16 protein-coding genes are annotated in these 16,304 nt (G+C 32.6%); all 16 read left to right on the top strand.

Annotated features, from left to right (window positions below; all coding sequences use genetic code 11):
• Positions 1 to 35: 35 nt before the first annotated feature.
• Positions 36 to 1,796 (top strand): 2-succinyl-5-enolpyruvyl-6-hydroxy-3-cyclohexene-1-carboxylic-acid synthase, encoded by a 1,761-nt coding sequence (gene menD / locus ABD963_RS07700; RefSeq protein ID WP_345276369.1) that lies wholly within the window; start codon positions 36 to 38, stop codon positions 1,794 to 1,796.
• A gap of 97 nt (positions 1,797 to 1,893) precedes the next feature.
• A complete protein-coding gene (locus ABD963_RS07695; protein ID WP_345276368.1) occupies positions 1,894 to 2,232 on the top strand; it encodes a DUF2853 family protein in 339 nt (112 codons plus the stop codon).
• Positions 2,233 to 2,315: 83 nt separating this feature from the next.
• Positions 2,316 to 3,146, top strand: coding sequence for a CvfB family protein (locus tag ABD963_RS07690; protein ID WP_345276367.1), 831 nt, complete (start codon positions 2,316 to 2,318; stop codon positions 3,144 to 3,146).
• A gap of 3 nt (positions 3,147 to 3,149) precedes the next feature.
• Positions 3,150 to 4,538 (top strand): tRNA uridine-5-carboxymethylaminomethyl(34) synthesis GTPase MnmE, encoded by a 1,389-nt coding sequence (gene mnmE, locus ABD963_RS07685; protein ID WP_345276366.1) that lies wholly within the window; start codon positions 3,150 to 3,152, stop codon positions 4,536 to 4,538.
• 163 nt (positions 4,539 to 4,701) lie between these two features.
• Positions 4,702 to 5,121 (top strand): helix-turn-helix domain-containing protein, encoded by a 420-nt coding sequence (locus ABD963_RS07680; RefSeq protein ID WP_345276365.1) that lies wholly within the window; start codon positions 4,702 to 4,704, stop codon positions 5,119 to 5,121.
• 6 nt (positions 5,122 to 5,127) lie between these two features.
• Positions 5,128 to 6,222: a phage integrase SAM-like domain-containing protein gene (locus ABD963_RS07675; protein WP_345276364.1), complete on the top strand. Its 1,095-nt coding sequence runs from the start codon at positions 5,128 to 5,130 to the stop codon at positions 6,220 to 6,222.
• Positions 6,222 to 7,172: a DUF6617 family protein gene (locus ABD963_RS07670; protein WP_345276363.1), complete on the top strand. Its 951-nt coding sequence runs from the start codon at positions 6,222 to 6,224 to the stop codon at positions 7,170 to 7,172. The genes ABD963_RS07675 and ABD963_RS07670 overlap by 1 nt, the downstream gene beginning before the upstream one ends.
• A gap of 158 nt (positions 7,173 to 7,330) precedes the next feature.
• Positions 7,331 to 7,630, top strand: coding sequence for a helix-turn-helix domain-containing protein (locus tag ABD963_RS07665; RefSeq protein ID WP_345276362.1), 300 nt, complete (start codon positions 7,331 to 7,333; stop codon positions 7,628 to 7,630).
• Positions 7,627 to 7,923, top strand: coding sequence for a helix-turn-helix domain-containing protein (locus ABD963_RS07660; RefSeq protein WP_250432554.1), 297 nt, complete (start codon positions 7,627 to 7,629; stop codon positions 7,921 to 7,923). The genes ABD963_RS07665 and ABD963_RS07660 overlap by 4 nt, the downstream gene beginning before the upstream one ends.
• Positions 7,910 to 8,818, top strand: coding sequence for a BT4734/BF3469 family protein (locus ABD963_RS07655; RefSeq protein WP_345276361.1), 909 nt, complete (start codon positions 7,910 to 7,912; stop codon positions 8,816 to 8,818). The genes ABD963_RS07660 and ABD963_RS07655 overlap by 14 nt, the downstream gene beginning before the upstream one ends.
• On the top strand, positions 8,815 to 10,569 hold the full coding sequence (locus ABD963_RS07650; RefSeq protein WP_345276360.1) for a DUF3987 domain-containing protein: 1,755 nt from the start codon (positions 8,815 to 8,817) through the stop codon (positions 10,567 to 10,569). Before ABD963_RS07655 ends, ABD963_RS07650 begins: the two co-directional genes overlap by 4 nt.
• 151 nt (positions 10,570 to 10,720) lie before the next feature.
• Positions 10,721 to 11,023 carry a helix-turn-helix domain-containing protein gene (locus tag ABD963_RS07645; protein ID WP_345276359.1) on the top strand — a complete coding sequence of 101 codons (303 nt, stop codon included), beginning with the start codon at positions 10,721 to 10,723 and terminating at the stop codon, positions 11,021 to 11,023.
• Positions 11,020 to 11,343 carry a 4-fold beta flower protein gene (locus ABD963_RS07640; RefSeq protein ID WP_120201191.1) on the top strand — a complete coding sequence of 108 codons (324 nt, stop codon included), beginning with the start codon at positions 11,020 to 11,022 and terminating at the stop codon, positions 11,341 to 11,343. The genes ABD963_RS07645 and ABD963_RS07640 overlap by 4 nt, the downstream gene beginning before the upstream one ends.
• Positions 11,344 to 11,360: 17 nt before the next feature.
• Entirely contained in the window at positions 11,361 to 13,403 is a 2,043-nt protein-coding gene (locus tag ABD963_RS07635) for a cytidine/deoxycytidylate deaminase family protein (protein WP_120201189.1), read from the top strand.
• 4 nt (positions 13,404 to 13,407) lie between these two features.
• On the top strand, positions 13,408 to 14,115 hold the full coding sequence (locus ABD963_RS07630; RefSeq protein ID WP_345276358.1) for a hypothetical protein: 708 nt from the start codon (positions 13,408 to 13,410) through the stop codon (positions 14,113 to 14,115).
• 46 nt (positions 14,116 to 14,161) lie between these two features.
• Entirely contained in the window at positions 14,162 to 16,273 is a 2,112-nt protein-coding gene (locus ABD963_RS07625) for a Piwi domain-containing protein (RefSeq protein ID WP_345276357.1), read from the top strand.
• The last annotated feature ends 31 nt before the right edge of the window (positions 16,274 to 16,304 follow it).

The raw sequence follows: 16,304 nt of genomic DNA, 5'->3' as shown, positions 1-16,304 counted from the left end.
TATTTCTTATTTTTGCAATAAGATTTAAAGTTTACATGACTTACCCAAAAATACCTTTAGCACAAACTGTTATACAGCTTTGCAAAGCTAAAAACATAAAACATATTATTATATCTCCTGGAAGCAGAAATGCTCCCTTAACTATAGGTTTTACCAACGATGCCTATTTTAAATGTTATAGTATTGTTGATGAGCGCTCGGCAGCATTTTTTGCCTTAGGAATAGCGCAACAATTACGAGAACCTTCTGCAGTTGTTTGTACTTCAGGTAGTGCGCTTTTAAATTATTATCCTGCTGTGGCCGAGGCTTTTTATAGCCATATCCCTTTGTTGGTTTTATCGGCAGATAGACCTAAGCATTTAATTGGAATTGGTGATGGGCAAACCATCAATCAGAAAAATGTATTTGAAAACCATATTTTATATTCAGCCAATTTAAAGTTGGATTTAAAAGATGAGAAGAATATCCCTGTACATGAAGAGCTACCAATTTTAAAGAATTTAGAAGATAAATTTGAGCGTTTGTTAGGTTTACAAAAAGACATTCAAACCTTTAACGAAGAAGAAATAAATACCGCCATAAATTTTGCAATAGTTAAAAAAGGTCCTGTTCATATTAATATTCCTCTAGATGAACCGCTTTATGAAACCGTAAATAAGTTAAGTGTGTCTCCGGAAGTTATAGACGTTTCGGTAAAACCCAATGAGATTGAAGATTATATTTTAAAAGATTGTTTACAGGATTGGAATGAAGCTTCTAAAAAAATGATTTTAGTTGGGGTAAACTATCCTGATACCATTGATAAAAAATGGCTAAATGAGTTAGCTGTGGATGATAGTGTTATAGTGTTTACTGAAACCACTTCTAATTTGCACCAAAATAATTTTTTTCCAAGTATAGATCAAATAATTGCACCTTTAACAGAAAACGAACAGAAACAATTACAACCTGATATTTTAATAACTTTTGGAGGATTGATTGTTTCGAAAAAGATTAAGCAATTATTAAGGAAATTTAAACCAAAACAACATTGGCATATAGATGAAAAGGAAGCCAATGATACATTTTTCTGTTTAAATAAGCATATTGAGACAACTCCAAATGAATTTTTTGAGGGGTTCTTAACGAAGATTACACATTATGTAAAAAGTGATTATAGAGCTATTTGGAATTCAGTAAAAAACAAGCGTTTAAAAAAACACGAAGAATATTTAAGTGCCATACCATTTTCTGATTTTATGGTTTTTGATAAAGTTTTAAAAACCATACCCAATAATTATATACTGCAAGTAGGCAATAGTTCTGCCATTCGTTACACACAGTTGTTTAATGTAAATAAAACACTCGATGTTTATTGTAATAGGGGTACTAGTGGAATAGATGGTAGTACTTCAACAGCTATTGGATGTGCTGTAGTGAGTAAAAAGCCAACAGTATTCATAACTGGCGATTTAAGTTTTTTATATGACAGTAATGCTTTGTGGAATAATTACATTCCTAAAAACTTTAGAATTATTGTGGTCAATAATCAAGGAGGAGGTATTTTTAGGATTTTACCGGGGCACAAAAACACAGAGAATTTCGATACCTTTTTTGAAACCAACCATCATCATACTGCTGAATATTTATGCAAAATGTTTGGTTTTAAATACAAAAGTGTTTCAGATGCGAATTCTTTAAAATCTGCTTTAAAGTCATTTTATTTAGAGGACAGCCATCCAAAATTATTGGAAATTTTTACTCCTAAAAAGCTAAATGATGAAATACTTTTACAGTATTTTGAGTTTATAAAATAATTTTTAAAAAGCGAACACGATAATTTCTTAAAAATTAGTTATATTTAAGACTGCTATCAATGCTAAATATTTTATTAAATTTTAAAAACAAATCATTATGAGTAAAAGAGATGAACTTATTGCTAAATATGCTGCAGATTTAAAAGAAAAATGTGGTGTTAATGCCGACATGGATTTATTAACCAAAGTAACTATAGGTTGTGGACCATCAATATACAATGCAGATGCTTCAACGGTGTCAGGTTCTGATGAATCAGAATTGGCTACAGTTAAAAATAATTTCTTAATAAAAAAGTTAGGATTGAAAGACGGACCAGATTTAGATAAGGGCATAGATGCAGTGATGGAGAAATATGGCAAATCTAACAGAAATAAATACCGAGCGGTTGTTTACTATTTATTAACTAAACATTTCAAAAAAGAATCAGTTTATTAATATTAAAGAAAATAGATAAGACAAGCGTCACATTATTGTGACGCTTTTTTATTTTAAAAAATGAATATCATTACCTTTGCAACATGATAAAGTTAGGAGAACTAAATACACTGGAAATACTTCGTGAAACCGATCATGGAATTTATCTTATTGATAATGAAGATAATGAAGTGTTGCTGCCAAATAGATATGTTCCTGAAAGTTTTAAAATTTGGGATAAGTTGGATGTTTTTGTGTATTTGGACAACGAAGAACGACCCGTTGCAACTACAGATATGCCATATATTATGAAGGGTGATTTCGCATTATTGCGATGCAATCAAGTTAATGATTATGGGGCTTTTTTGGATTGGGGCTTAGTAAAAGAATTGTTTTGTCCATTTAAGGAACAGGCTTTTAAAATGAAACCTGGTGGATGGTATTTAGTGCATTGTTACATTGATGAAAAAACAGATAGGTTGGTGGCGTCAAGTAAAACAAATAGGTTTCTTGATAATAAAGAACTTACAGTGAATCAATTTGATGAAGTCGATATCATAGTCTCCCATCCATCCGATATAGGAATGAATGTTATAGTAAATAAAGTACATTCGGGGCTAATTTACAAAGACAGTATTTTTCGAGATATTAGTGTAGGCGATAAGCTTAAGGGCATCGTTAAAAAAATTCGCCCAGGTAATAAATTAGATATTAGCTTAGGTAAAATAGGTTACAGAAATATTGAGCCTAATGCAGAGCGTATCCTTAAAGAATTAAATGATAATAGCGGCTATTTAAACTTATCAGATAAATCCAGCCCAGAAATTATTAAGGATATGCTACAAATGAGCAAAAAAAACTTCAAAAAAGCTATCGGATCACTTTATAAAGAACGTCAGATAGACATTAAGGATGATGGTATTTATTTAGTTTAAGTGATGATAAATCAAGATACTATAGTTGCTTTAGCTACACCTTCTGGCGCTGGTGCTATAGCGGTCATTAGACTTTCAGGAAAAGATGCTATTGCCATAGCAGAAAAGCAGTTCAAATCGGTTTCTGGTAAACAACTATCCAAGCAAAAAACGCATACCATTCATTTGGGCCATATTATTGACGTAAATAGAACAATTGATGAAGTATTGGTATCGATTTTTAAAAATCCAAATTCCTACACTGGTGAAAATGTTGTTGAAATATCATGCCATGGTTCCAATTATATTCAACAAGAAATTATACAATTATTTTTAAGAAATGGATGCCGCATGGCTTCTGCTGGCGAGTTTACGTTGCGCGCTTTTTTAAATGGTAAATTGGATTTGAGCCAAGCTGAAGCTGTGGCAGATTTAATAGCTAGCGATAATGAAGCATCCCATCAAATTGCGATGCAGCAAATGCGTGGTGGTTTTTCATCAGAAATTGCTAAACTTCGTGAAGAACTTTTAAATTTTGCTTCATTAATTGAATTAGAGCTTGATTTTTCAGAGGAAGATGTAGAGTTTGCAGATAGAACTCAGTTTAAAGATTTAATAGAAAGAATCTCATTCGTGTTAAAAAGACTGATTGATTCCTTTGCTGTGGGTAATGTGATTAAAAATGGTATTCCGGTAGCTATTGTTGGAGAGCCTAATGTGGGGAAATCTACTTTGTTAAATGCACTTCTAAATGAAGAGCGCGCGATTGTTTCTGAGATAGCTGGAACAACCAGAGATACTATTGAGGATGAAATTTCCATAGGCGGTATTGGTTTCAGATTTATTGATACAGCCGGAATTAGAGATACTATAGATGTTGTTGAAAGTATTGGCATTAAAAAAACCTTTGAAAAAATAGAGCAGGCGCAGGTGGTTATTTATTTGTTTGATAGCACGGAGTTTAACATACATAGTTTAGAGTTTAAAGTTGAACTAGAGAAGATTAAAAATAAATATCCTCAAAAACCTCTAATTGTTATAGCAAACAAAATTGATCAAATAGATGATGCTCAAATAACGATAATGAAAAGTGAAATTCCTGAAATTCACTTGCTCTCGGCTAAAACAGGATTTGGAGTTGAGCAACTCACAAATAAGCTTCTTAATTTAATTAATACAGGTGCATTGCGAAATAATGATACCATAGTCACTAATTCTCGTCATTATGATGCTTTGTTAAAAGCATTTGAAGAAATTCAAAAAGTTAAATCAGGACTTGAAACTGACTTACCTGGAGACCTGCTCGCTATTGATATTCGTCAAGCCCTCTATCATTTTGGGGAAATTACAGGTGAAATTACAAGTGACGATTTGCTTGGAAATATTTTCGCGAATTTCTGTATCGGGAAGTAACTTACTTTCTTTTGTTTGTTAATGTATTGATTTTATTGACTTTATGAGTTTTTATCTTCTCTTTTTTGTTGCTTTTTTGCTCTTTTTTAACTAAATTTGTTGTATATCTGTTGCCTTAAATACGGATTTGTTGCCCAAATCTGTTGGCTAAAAGATTGGCGAAATGATGCACCATATTGCCCCACGTTGCACCATAATGCTACATAAAGCACCATTTATGAGCAGTAATTTATACATCCCAAAAACCTGTAAACATTGCGGTAATGCTTTTACAGCACGCACAACAGTAACTAAATACTGTGGTGATACCTGTGCTAAAAAAGCCTATAAGGCACGTAAGCGTAAAGAAAAAATTCAAGCTACTCTTACAAAGGATATGCAGCAGCAAAAAGAAGCTGTCCAAATTCCAAACCTCAACACGGTAAATAATAAAGATTTTTTAAGCGTTACTGAAGCCTCACAATTGATTGGTGTAAGTAGATGGACCATTCAAAGAATGATTCAACAAGGACGTTTAAAAGCAGTCCCTTTTGGAAGAAAGCGTATTGTGGCCAGATGGCAAATAGAAAACCTTTTTAATTAGCATCCTATGAAAGTAACATTAAGACAACGTAAAAAGAATGATAAAATAAGTCTGTATTTAGATTACTATCATAAAGGAAAACGCAAAACCGAGTATTTGCGTTTATACCTTACGACTAATCCTAAAACTAAAACCGAAAGAGAGGTTAACAAGAAAACCAAGCAATTAGCAGAAACCATTTGCGCACAACGTCAAATAGAAATTCAAAATGGTATTTATGGCTTTCAGGATATTGAGAAATTAAAAGGCAGTTTTATTACTTATGTTACGGCTTTAGCTGAAAAGAAAAATACCAGCTCTGGCAACTACGGGAATTGGAACAGTATGCTAAAACACTTGAAAAACTTTTGTCCTACGGATGTAAGTTTCCAAGATTTGGATAAATCATTTGTTGAGCGTTTCAAAGAGTATTTAGATAAGGATGCTATGGCAAGAGCAGGTAAAAAATTGTCTCAAAACTCTAAATATTCATACTATGGTAAATTTTGCGCAGCTTTAAAGCAAGCGGTAAAGGATGGTATTTTAAAAGTCAATCCAGCTAATGGTGTAGATTATTTCAAACAAGGAGAACCTCAACGAGAATTTTTAACGCTTGATGAATTACAAAAAGCAGTTAACACAGAATGTGAATTACCACTATTAAAAAATGCGTTTATATTTTCAGCCCTTACCGGATTACGTTGGTCAGATATTGAAAAATTGTTGTGGTCAGAAATCCAACACTCTAAAGAAATGGGTTATTACATACGTTTCAGACAAAAGAAAACCAAAGGAGCTGAAACTTTACCAATATCAGAACAAGCCAGAGAATTATTAGGAGAAGCAGGAAAACCCGAAACAAAAGTTTTTGAAGGCTTACATTATAGTGCCTGGTCAAACCTTAAATTGCAACAATGGATGTTAAAAGCAGGTATTACTAAAAACATTACTTTTCATTGTGCCCGTCATACCTATGCCACTTTACAATTAACTTTGGGTACAGACATTTACACGGTATCAAAATTGTTAGGGCATAAAGAATTAAGAACCACACAGATTTACGCCAAAGTAATTGATGATAAAAAGAAAGAAGCTGCTAACCGTATTCAATTAGATTTATAATGAAAGGAAATGTATTTGCAAGCTTGGTATCAATTACCAACGGTTTACATAGAGACGATAGATCAGATAGAGAATTTAATTTTCAGAACTCTGAATTAAAGGAAACACCAAAAGCTGATAATGCGGTTTTTAAAGTAAACTTTAAAAGACCTTTAAACAGTAGAAAAGAATATTACTTTAAGTTGATTTCTAATGATACCGAAACCGAATTAGCAGCATTAAAATCCGAATTTCCAATCGATGCAGGAGAACCCGAAAGCAAATACAGATATACAAGACAATTTAATAAATACGATAAGTATCTAAAGGATATTGCCGCCTACATCAAAAAGCAGTCTATAAGTAACGATTTAGGCAACGATACTGATTACATAATCAATTACTTAAAAGTATCTGCAATTCGCCTATACATAGAACTACAAGAGCAATACGGACAATTTTCAGAAACTGCTTTATTCTCAATTCAAGAAATAACAGAAAAGTACTTTAATGATACTTATTTTGATACTTCAGTATTTGTAAAATTAGAAGCTGATAAAAAAGAGGTGGTTAAAAAACCATCTAAACCGAAAAGTAAACCTAAAACCTCATTTGGATATAAAAATAAAGATACATCTGACTTACTCAAAGTACTAAATGATTTTCAATTAAGGATTGATATATTGGATAATAGAACTACAGTTCAACAATTATATAATCTTTTAATAGCAAAAGATTTTACAGAAGGAAATACAGAAATTCACCTTCAATGTGAAACCACACAGTTTAGTTATATAGTAGATGTTTTAAAACCTTTTTTTACAGGATTTAATCCAACTTCAATTGAGCGTTCTGGAAAGTTTATTACTAAAACAGGAACACCTCTAAAGGCAAATAATCTTCATAAAAACAAAGTCCATAACCCAAAAGAAAAGGAAGAAATAGACAATATTATCCAACAACTGCAATAAAAAACAGTAAGATTAGTAAGAAATCTTACTGTTGTCTTACTCTCATTTTACACTCTTACTAAAATCCGATAGCCAATTTTAAACCTTTGTCCTGTTCTTGAAAACCAAGAATGACATTTGGCCAGATGTCCATTTCTATTACTTAAAATTAATTAGTTATGGACGAAATATTAGAACGTCTTAAAATTATCGAAGCACACGTTTTAGACAGAAACATTATTGTAAAAAACGTATTGACTTTCAACGAAGCCTGTAAATTTTTGGAATTGTCACAATCCCATTTATACAAGCTTACGAGTACCGGAACCATTCCGCATTACAAACCGAATGGTAAGAAGATTTATTTCAACAGAGCAGAATTAGAACAATGGTTATTGAGTAACCGTGTTGATTCACAAGATGAAATCGAACAGCAAGCTGCCGATTACTTAATTAAGAAAGGAGCGGTGAAGTTATGACTGAAATAATCGATTTACTCTTGGCGCTCTCACAAGAAATAAAGGACTTAAAAGCACGTATCGAGTTGTTACGACATTCGAGAGCGGAAGTATTAAAAGATACGTGGATAGACAACCAAGACGTATTGCAGACCTTACACATCAGTAAGCGAACCTTACAGACCTTTAGAGATAACGGAACACTGCCTTATAGCAAAGTAAAGGGTAAGTTTTATTACAAAGTGTCCGATGTAGAGCAATTGCTTCAAGATAACTACTACAACCATAATTTCAATCAAGATGGAAGTAAGTAGAGAAGCAATTTTAGATAAAACACATTACGGCTTAAAGATTTATGCCTACGTGTTAAGACACTATTATCCTGAAACAACAGTCCTTTCTGTAAAAGGAAGGGACTGCGGGATAACCCGAAATCCTTTTAATGGTGGTAAAGAAACTTTACGGATTCATATTGATGGCGTTATAGCAACACATCGAGATACAGAACTAAAAACTTTTAACGGAGATGTATTCGATTTTGCACAGTACCATTTCAGAATAACCGATGAAGAAGAATTGTTGCATAAGATTAACCAAGAGTTGCACCTAAATTTAGAAGTCAAGGAAAAAAGCGAATTAGATTGGTTGAATGGTCCAGATGATACCTGGTATGCTTACTGTAGCTTTTTCAAAGCCCCGGTTCGCAATGTGTTTCCTGCGGAAACTATGCGATTACATCAAGTATTTGCATTAATCACAAGTGATAAATACAAAAGGATTACTGAAGATTTAAGAGCAATAACCGATGTAAAAGAAGCACGTAAATTCAAAGCTAATCGCTTTGATTACGTCACTTTTTCAGGAACGTTTGAAAAGCGGAATGATAACAATTTGTTAGAACATTCCAATCTATTAACTATTGATTTCGACCATTTAGATAATCTTCAAGAGTTAAAAGCACAATTACTAAACGATGAATACTTTGAAACCGAAATGCTGTTCACATCACCTTCTGGTGATGGCCTAAAATGGATTGTCAGAATAGATGTTTCAGAGGTAACACATTCAGAGTATTTCACGGCAGTTGCGAATTACATAAAATACACCTATAACATTGAGGTTGACCAGTCAGGTAAAGACGTTTCCAGAGCGTGTTTTTTACCATACGACCCAACAGCCTTTTTACATAAAAGACACCAAGCATTATGACAAAAATATTTAATCCGAAAGAATGGTTGGAAGTTCCAGAAGAGCAATCGCAACCAACAGGCAACAACGCAACAACTAATGTTGTTGCTTTTGCTGTTAACTACATTGAAATCTATATTTCTGCAATTGAGCAATCGGGCATAGATATCACAGGAAATTATGCCACTTGGAGAGATTTAGGATTCGCTTTAGCTGAAGAATATGGAGAAACAGGAAGAGATTATTTTCACCGAATAAGCAAAAACCATGTAGGTTATGATTCAAAAGAATGTGATGAGCAATTCAATAAGTGCCTAAATGCAAAAGGTCACGGCATTACCATTGGAACGTTTTACCATTATGCGCATCAGGCAGGTATAAAACCTATGAAGCAACAAAGCAACAACGAGGTTGCAACAAAAGTTGAAACTGTTGTTGATGTACCAGAACAAGCAATGCCAACAATACCAGATGAGGTATTTAATACCTTACCGCAGTTTTTACAACAAGTTGTAAATCCTGCGAGCAGTCAAGAGGAAAAAGACATTTTGCTATTGGGAGCTTTAACGGCTTTTAGTGCCTGTTTTCCTAAACTCTTTGGTATTTACGACCAACGCAAAGTCTTTGCTAATTTATATCTATTTGTAACTGCACCTGCATCTGCAGGTAAAGGCAGGCTTAACCAAATTAAAAATTTGGTGGATCCTGTACACAAGTTAAAGCGTGAGCAAGCCAAAGTACTAAAGCAACAATTTAATACAGAAATGGCAACGTATAATATGAACAAGGGTAAAGATGAAAATTTAGAGAAACCAGGTAAGCCACCCGAAAGAATGTTGTTCATACCTGCCAATAATAGTGTTACGGGTGTCTATCAATTAATTTCTGATAATGAAGGCAAAGGATTGATTTTTGAAACCGAAGGCGATACCTTGGCACAAGCTTTTAAAAGCGATTATGGCAATTATAGCGATGGTTTTCGTAAAGCCTTCCATCACGAAACCATTAGTTATTATCGTAGAACCGACAGAGAGTATGTAGATATTGAAAAACCGTGTTTATCTACTGTATTGTCAGGTACACCCAAGCAAGTGGCAACCTTAATCCCGAATGCCGAAAATGGTTTGTTCAGTCGCTTTATATTCTATTATATGAATATAAAGCCCACTTGGAAAAATGTATTTTCAAGCAATAACAATGTTGGTTTAGATGATTACTATTCGCAATTAGGAAGTGAGTTTTTAGGCCTATATAAAACATTGAAGAATAATCCTGAAATTGAGGTAAGACTAACAACACCTCAACAACAGCAATTCAATACATTTTTTGAATCCTTACAGACTAAATACATCAACTTACAACCCGAAGAGTATATCGCAACTATTAGACGATTAGGCTTAATTGCATTTAGGCTAATGATGTTATTTACGGCATTTCGTATTATGGAAGATGGTGATGTCAATCAAGTAAAAGAATGTGAGGATGTCGATTTCCAAAATGCGCTAACTATCATTTCTATTTTAGTAAAGCATAGTAGTAAGGTGTTTAATGATTTGCCAATAGAACAAAAAGCAGTAAAACGCTTAAACCGAAAGGAACGCTTTTTAGAAAGCCTACCCAAGCATTTTAGCAGACAAGACTATTTAGATTTAGCAACCAAACAAAACATCCCACATAAAACAGCAGAAGGTTACATTACAAAGTTTGTTGATGCAGGGTTAATACATAGAGAAGCTCATAATAACTATTCAAATCCTGCAAAATCATTATAAGGAAATTGAGGAAACAAAGGAATTAAAGTATAGGTTTCCTTAAATCCTTAACTTCCTCACTTTCTGTTAATAACTGTTTATATCTTTTTGGTTTCCTTTAGCTTCCTTTTCTTAAATTAGACAAAATCTGACAAGTCTAATAAATGCTATTATGGAGTTTGGAGAATACATACGCTCATTGCGCGAAAAGCGCAATTTGCTATTAAGGGAAATGGCTGCAAATATCAATATGGATGTCGCTTATTTAAGCAAGATTGAACGAGGAAACCGTATGGCAAGACGAGAGCAGGTAATAGCATTTGCAAAAGAATTAAAAGAAGATGAAAACAAATTAATTAAGCTTTGGATGTCCGAACAGATTGTCCAGATGATAAAAAACGAAAAGGACAGTACGGAAATCCTCAAAATAGCTGAAGAAAAAATTAGTAAGATTGAAAAAAATGAGAGTTTATGAAATATTTGTTTAACTCAAGCGGTAACTGGATTGCTTTTAAAATAGATAGTTATCTTTTTAATAGTAATGCTAATTGGATTGGTTGGTTCCCTTGGGATGACGAACACGCAGTTGATAAAAAAGGTAATTATTTGGGGAGTATTTTTGATAATGACCGTTTCTACAAAATACTCAATTTTCCTTATAGAGGTTATCCTGGCTACCCGGGCTACCCTGGTTATCCTGGTTATCCTGGTTACCCTGGTTATGCAGGCTATTCTATTCGTCCACAAAATACAAAAGACTATACTGTTGAAGAATTAAAAAAATTAGAGAACTAACTTCTTAAAATATGTAAATGAAATTAGACAATTTATATTCATTAAGGCGAGATTTTGTAGTAATAGGTTTAACAGGCCGTACGGGGTCAGGTTGTACCAAGGTAGCAAATCACTTAACTTATAGCTACACTAAATTCAAAAAGCAAGATGGGTTAAGACCTCTTTCCGATTTCGACCCAAGAGATCTTTTTTATAGGAAGTATAAGATTTTAAATGAATTTATGGAGTTCAAGGGAAATTGGATTCCTTTTGAAAAAATAATGTATAAAAACGTAATTGTTTTTTATCTATTTAACAAAGAGGGAGGTAACCTAAAGTTTTTAAGAAAGATTTTAGAGAAATATTTTGTAGAAAAATTAGGTGAAGATAATTCGGATATTGTATCAAATGTATTTAAAGATATTGTTAATCTTCATTTGGAATACAAGGAATTAATAGATGATATAAAAAGTTTAGGTGAGGTAAAAGATATTAAATCTAAAGATGATTTGTCTAAACTAAATGAGATTTTCTTTAAATCAGACTTTAAACATTTTTGTCATAAATTATTTATGGCTTTAGAAAAATATGGATTTTTCAGACGTACACTTTTCTTGCATTATTTAGCATGTAATATTAGGCAAACAGGCCATCCACTTAAAGAGAAAGGGGAAGGAATTAAGCATGTTTATACAATTGCGGAGGTTATAAATAGGCTAATTAAGGCACGAAAGGCTAATAATAATGGTATGCCAACAAGAATAGTAATAGACTCTTTAAGAAACTCATTAGAGATAATGTTTTTTAAAGAAAGATATTCAGCATTTTATATGCTCGCTACTAAAGATGTAATAGGAAATTCAAAAAGAAGAATACAAAAAAGACTTGAACACATTATAGATGACGAGATAGAGAGGGAAAAGGTAGCAAATAAGCTGTTGGAGCTTGATGAAGTTGAATATAAAACAGGTGATTTTTCAAAAGGTTTATTTTCTTCCCCTGATGTTGAAAATTGTATTCAGAAAAGCGATTATCATATACTTAACTTAAAAAAAGAGGATATAAAGACGTTTTTTGATTTGCATTTAAATGAAAAATTCAAGGAACGTAATTTCATTACAAGAGAAGAGCAATTATTAAAGTTAATGGCTTTAATTGCTCAACCGGGTTTATTAACCCCGAGTTCACCAGAAAGGTGTATGCAAATAGCTCATACGGCAAAATTAAATTCAGGGTGTATTTCAAGAAATGTTGGCGCAGCTATTAGTGATGAAGATTTTTATATTAGGTCGGTAGGATGGAATGATGTTGCAAAAGGACATACACCATGTAATTTAAGGAACATTAATGATATAATTAATCCAAAATCTAAACAAGAATTAGAAGAATCAAATCATTACAGTCCGTTTGAGAAGGGGAATCACTCACAAAATGCCTCATTCAAATACAAAGGGGAGTATCCAGAGAATTTCCCAACTGCTTTGACAGATTATTTTAAAGATAGCTACAGCAAGAATAAAGATGATTTAAATGGTAAAAATTGTTCATTCTGCTTTAAGACTGTTCATAATCATTATGAAGGTGAAGCAAATCAGGTGCATACACGTTCTTTACACGCTGAAGAAAATGCAATGTTACAAATTACTAAACTTGGAGGACAAGGTATTAAGAATGGTATACTTTTTACAACAGCAAGCCCTTGTGAGTTATGTGCTAAAAAAGCCTATCAATTAGGTATTAGAACAATTTATTTTATTGACCCTTATCCAGGTATTTCAAGTGATCAGATTTTAAAAGGTGGAACAGAAACACCAACAATGATACCTTTTGCTGGAGCCATAGGTAACGTTTATCATAAATTATATGATTCTTTTATGGCTTATAAAGATGAGGTTTCTATGACACTTGACATTAAACAAAAAAATAAGTTTGGTATTCAATTTAAAAGTTTATTAAAAAGTTTAAAAAAATCAGATAAAGAAATCGAAGAGTTTCTTGAAAGTAAAAACCAATTCTCTGATGAGGATGTTATAGAATTGATTAAAAATGGACTTTTAAAAAGTGAGCAAAAAAAAGAATAATGAAATGTCAAGAATAAACGCACTTTCAAATTTCAGAAAAGATAACAATATTTTCTTTTTAGACTTGGAGTTACAAACCTTTCGCAATTATGCAAAATTTGTTGAAGACCATTTCGATAATTCTTTAACCAATCACGAAAAGGAGTATACTGAAATAATGGCTAAAATTGAAGCAGAACCTAAAAAGTATGCGGATGAATATTTAAACCATTTACAAGATACTTTGGTTGAAAAGGTAATCGAGATTGATAGGGATTTTGTACAAAGTTTTAGGGCTTCAATGATTACACAATTGTTTTCTTTTATAGAACGGACTATTCAAGACGTGTGTAATTCTTATTGTTTAATGCATAATAAAGAGTTTGGTTTGGATGATTTACGTGGTAATAGTGAATTTGAAAAAGCAAAGTTGTTTTTAACAAGAGCTGCTAAAGTTGATATTAAAGAATTAGAACCTCATTGGTCATATATAAATAATTTAAGGAGAGTGAGAAATTGTATTGTACACAATAACAGTACAGTCTTTGGTGATGAAATTAGAAAATATAATACTCTAAAATCCTTTTCTAAAGGAAGATATATTTTATTGGAGAAAAATAGGGATATTGTTTATTACAACTTGGTATTTGACAATAAGAATTTTATTAATGAAATCATTGAAAATATATTAGGTCTATTTGAAAAACTTGAAAAGTACGATGTCTATTTATAACCTATAATAACTCACTATATGTAAATACAAAAACACCTCAATACCTATGCAAGAACACTTAAAAACCAACATACTCAATTTTAAATGGCCAAGTAGTACACCTGTCATATATCTATCGTTAGAAGATATTGAGGGTAGCCATCCCATCCATAGATCAAAGTTTTCAAAGCAGATAAAAGAGGCGTTTCCAGATACAGATATATCAGGTTTAGAGCATATTTTCACCACATTTACCCAAGAAATACCCAATGCCCCAACTATCAAAATAAACTTGGTAAAGGATAAAGAACTACGCATATACAAGCAATTCCTTAAACACCAATTAAAAACCTATTTTTTAGAAAAGGGTTACATTGTAGTCAAAAACTTTGTACGTGATGTACAGGTTTGGATGCCTTCAAAAAAAGGGAATACAACAGACTATAATTTATACTATAAATTCTCATTCAAAATTCTATTTGCTACACTCACAGACTTACCAGAACTTGTAGTATCGTATGATGGTACGTCAAAAGTCCTCACAAAGTCAGTTAAGGAAATCGAGGAAACAGAGTTTATAAAGCGTTGTGTGTATGGTCAAAAAACCTTCAATTACCAAATGAATCTCGATACAGAGGACAAAGAAGAGTTTTACAACAGCATAGAATTTACTCAAGCCTTTCCAATATTCAATTTACAACTGGCAAGAGCTTTAAATATACCTATTGAAGAACCAGACAGGCCAAAGAACAGATACCAAAAGTATGTATTACTCATTACTACTTTTGCTAAAAACTACTTGTTTACAGAAGAATTTAAGGCTTTATTTCCGTTTAAGCAAGATGCATTTATAGATGTTCCTGGCAATCGCATCAATCACATTAACCCTAACTTGGGCTTATTAGAGTTTGGTAAGGATCAATATGGTAATAAAAGAAACCATTTAGTGCCTAAAAAGGCGATGAACATTCTAAACCCTTACAGGCGTCCAGGCAATCAAAATATCAAGATATTTTTCATTTGCCATACCTCACATAAGGATTCGGTATTGTCTTTCTATCAAAATTTAAAGGAAGGTGTAAATACTGAAAAGAACTATTATAAAGGATTGGAAGCCTATGTAAATATTAAGGCTACAGCTTCAAAAGAGCATTTTATTGAGTTCACTAACGAAAACGACCCAATACCCGAAATAGTTGAACAGCTTGAAAGTTTAACTTTTGACCACGAAAATGTAAAGTATGCAGCCTTTTACATCAGCCCTTTCGATAAGTTTACACCAGATCCCGACGATAGGGAAATTTACATCCGTATTAAGGAACTGTTTTTAAATGAAAGCATTGTAACCCAAGTGGTCGATTATGAAAAAATGATTGTAAACATCCAAGACCAATACAATTTTCAGTTTTCATTGCAAAATATGGCATTAGCTATTCACGCTAAATTAGGTGGTGCACCTTGGAAGCTGGCAGTAACCGATAAAAAAGAATTGGTAATTGGTGTAGGAGCATTTACCAATCAAGGAGAAAACAGAAGGTATATAGCAAGTGCATTTAGCTTTCAAAATAATGGATTGTTTAGAAATTTTGAATACTTCAATCAAAACGAAACAGAACTTTTAGCAGGTAGTATATTAAAGGCAATTAGAGATTTTACATCAGTAGCCCAAGCAGATAAAGTAGTGATTCATTTTTATAAAGAAATGAGTTACGAAGAACTACAGCCAATTATTGATGGGATGAATAAACTAAAATTAGGAGTGCCTTTATATATTCTGAATATTAATAAAACCGAAGCAGAAGATATGATTGCTTACGATGTAAATTGGGGAGATAAATTAATGCCTATAAGTGGTACATACATTCGTATAGGAGTAAATAAATTTTTGCTCTTCAATAATGCACGTTACCCAAATGATATTTATTATGCGGATACTGATGGTTATCCATTTCCAATAAAGATAAAAATAAGTAGTCCGGATGATGATGCTTTTGAAGATGTTGAGGTGATTGAAGAATTGTTAACCCAAGTGTATCAATTTAGCAGATTATACTGGAAATCCTTACGCCAACAAAATGTGCCAATTACCATAAAATATCCCGAAATGGTAGCCCAAATAGCACCTCGTTTTGAAAACGGTGTTCCAGAGGATGCAAAAGATACGTTGTGGTTTTTATAAATACTTTGCAACACCATTGCATTAAAATATT

Source organism: Litoribaculum gwangyangense (assembly GCF_039543505.1).
Lineage (GTDB): Bacteria > Bacteroidota > Bacteroidia > Flavobacteriales > Flavobacteriaceae > Litoribaculum > Litoribaculum gwangyangense.
Note: the sequence above shows the minus strand (reverse complement) of the source record. Positions and strands in the feature narration are given on the sequence as shown.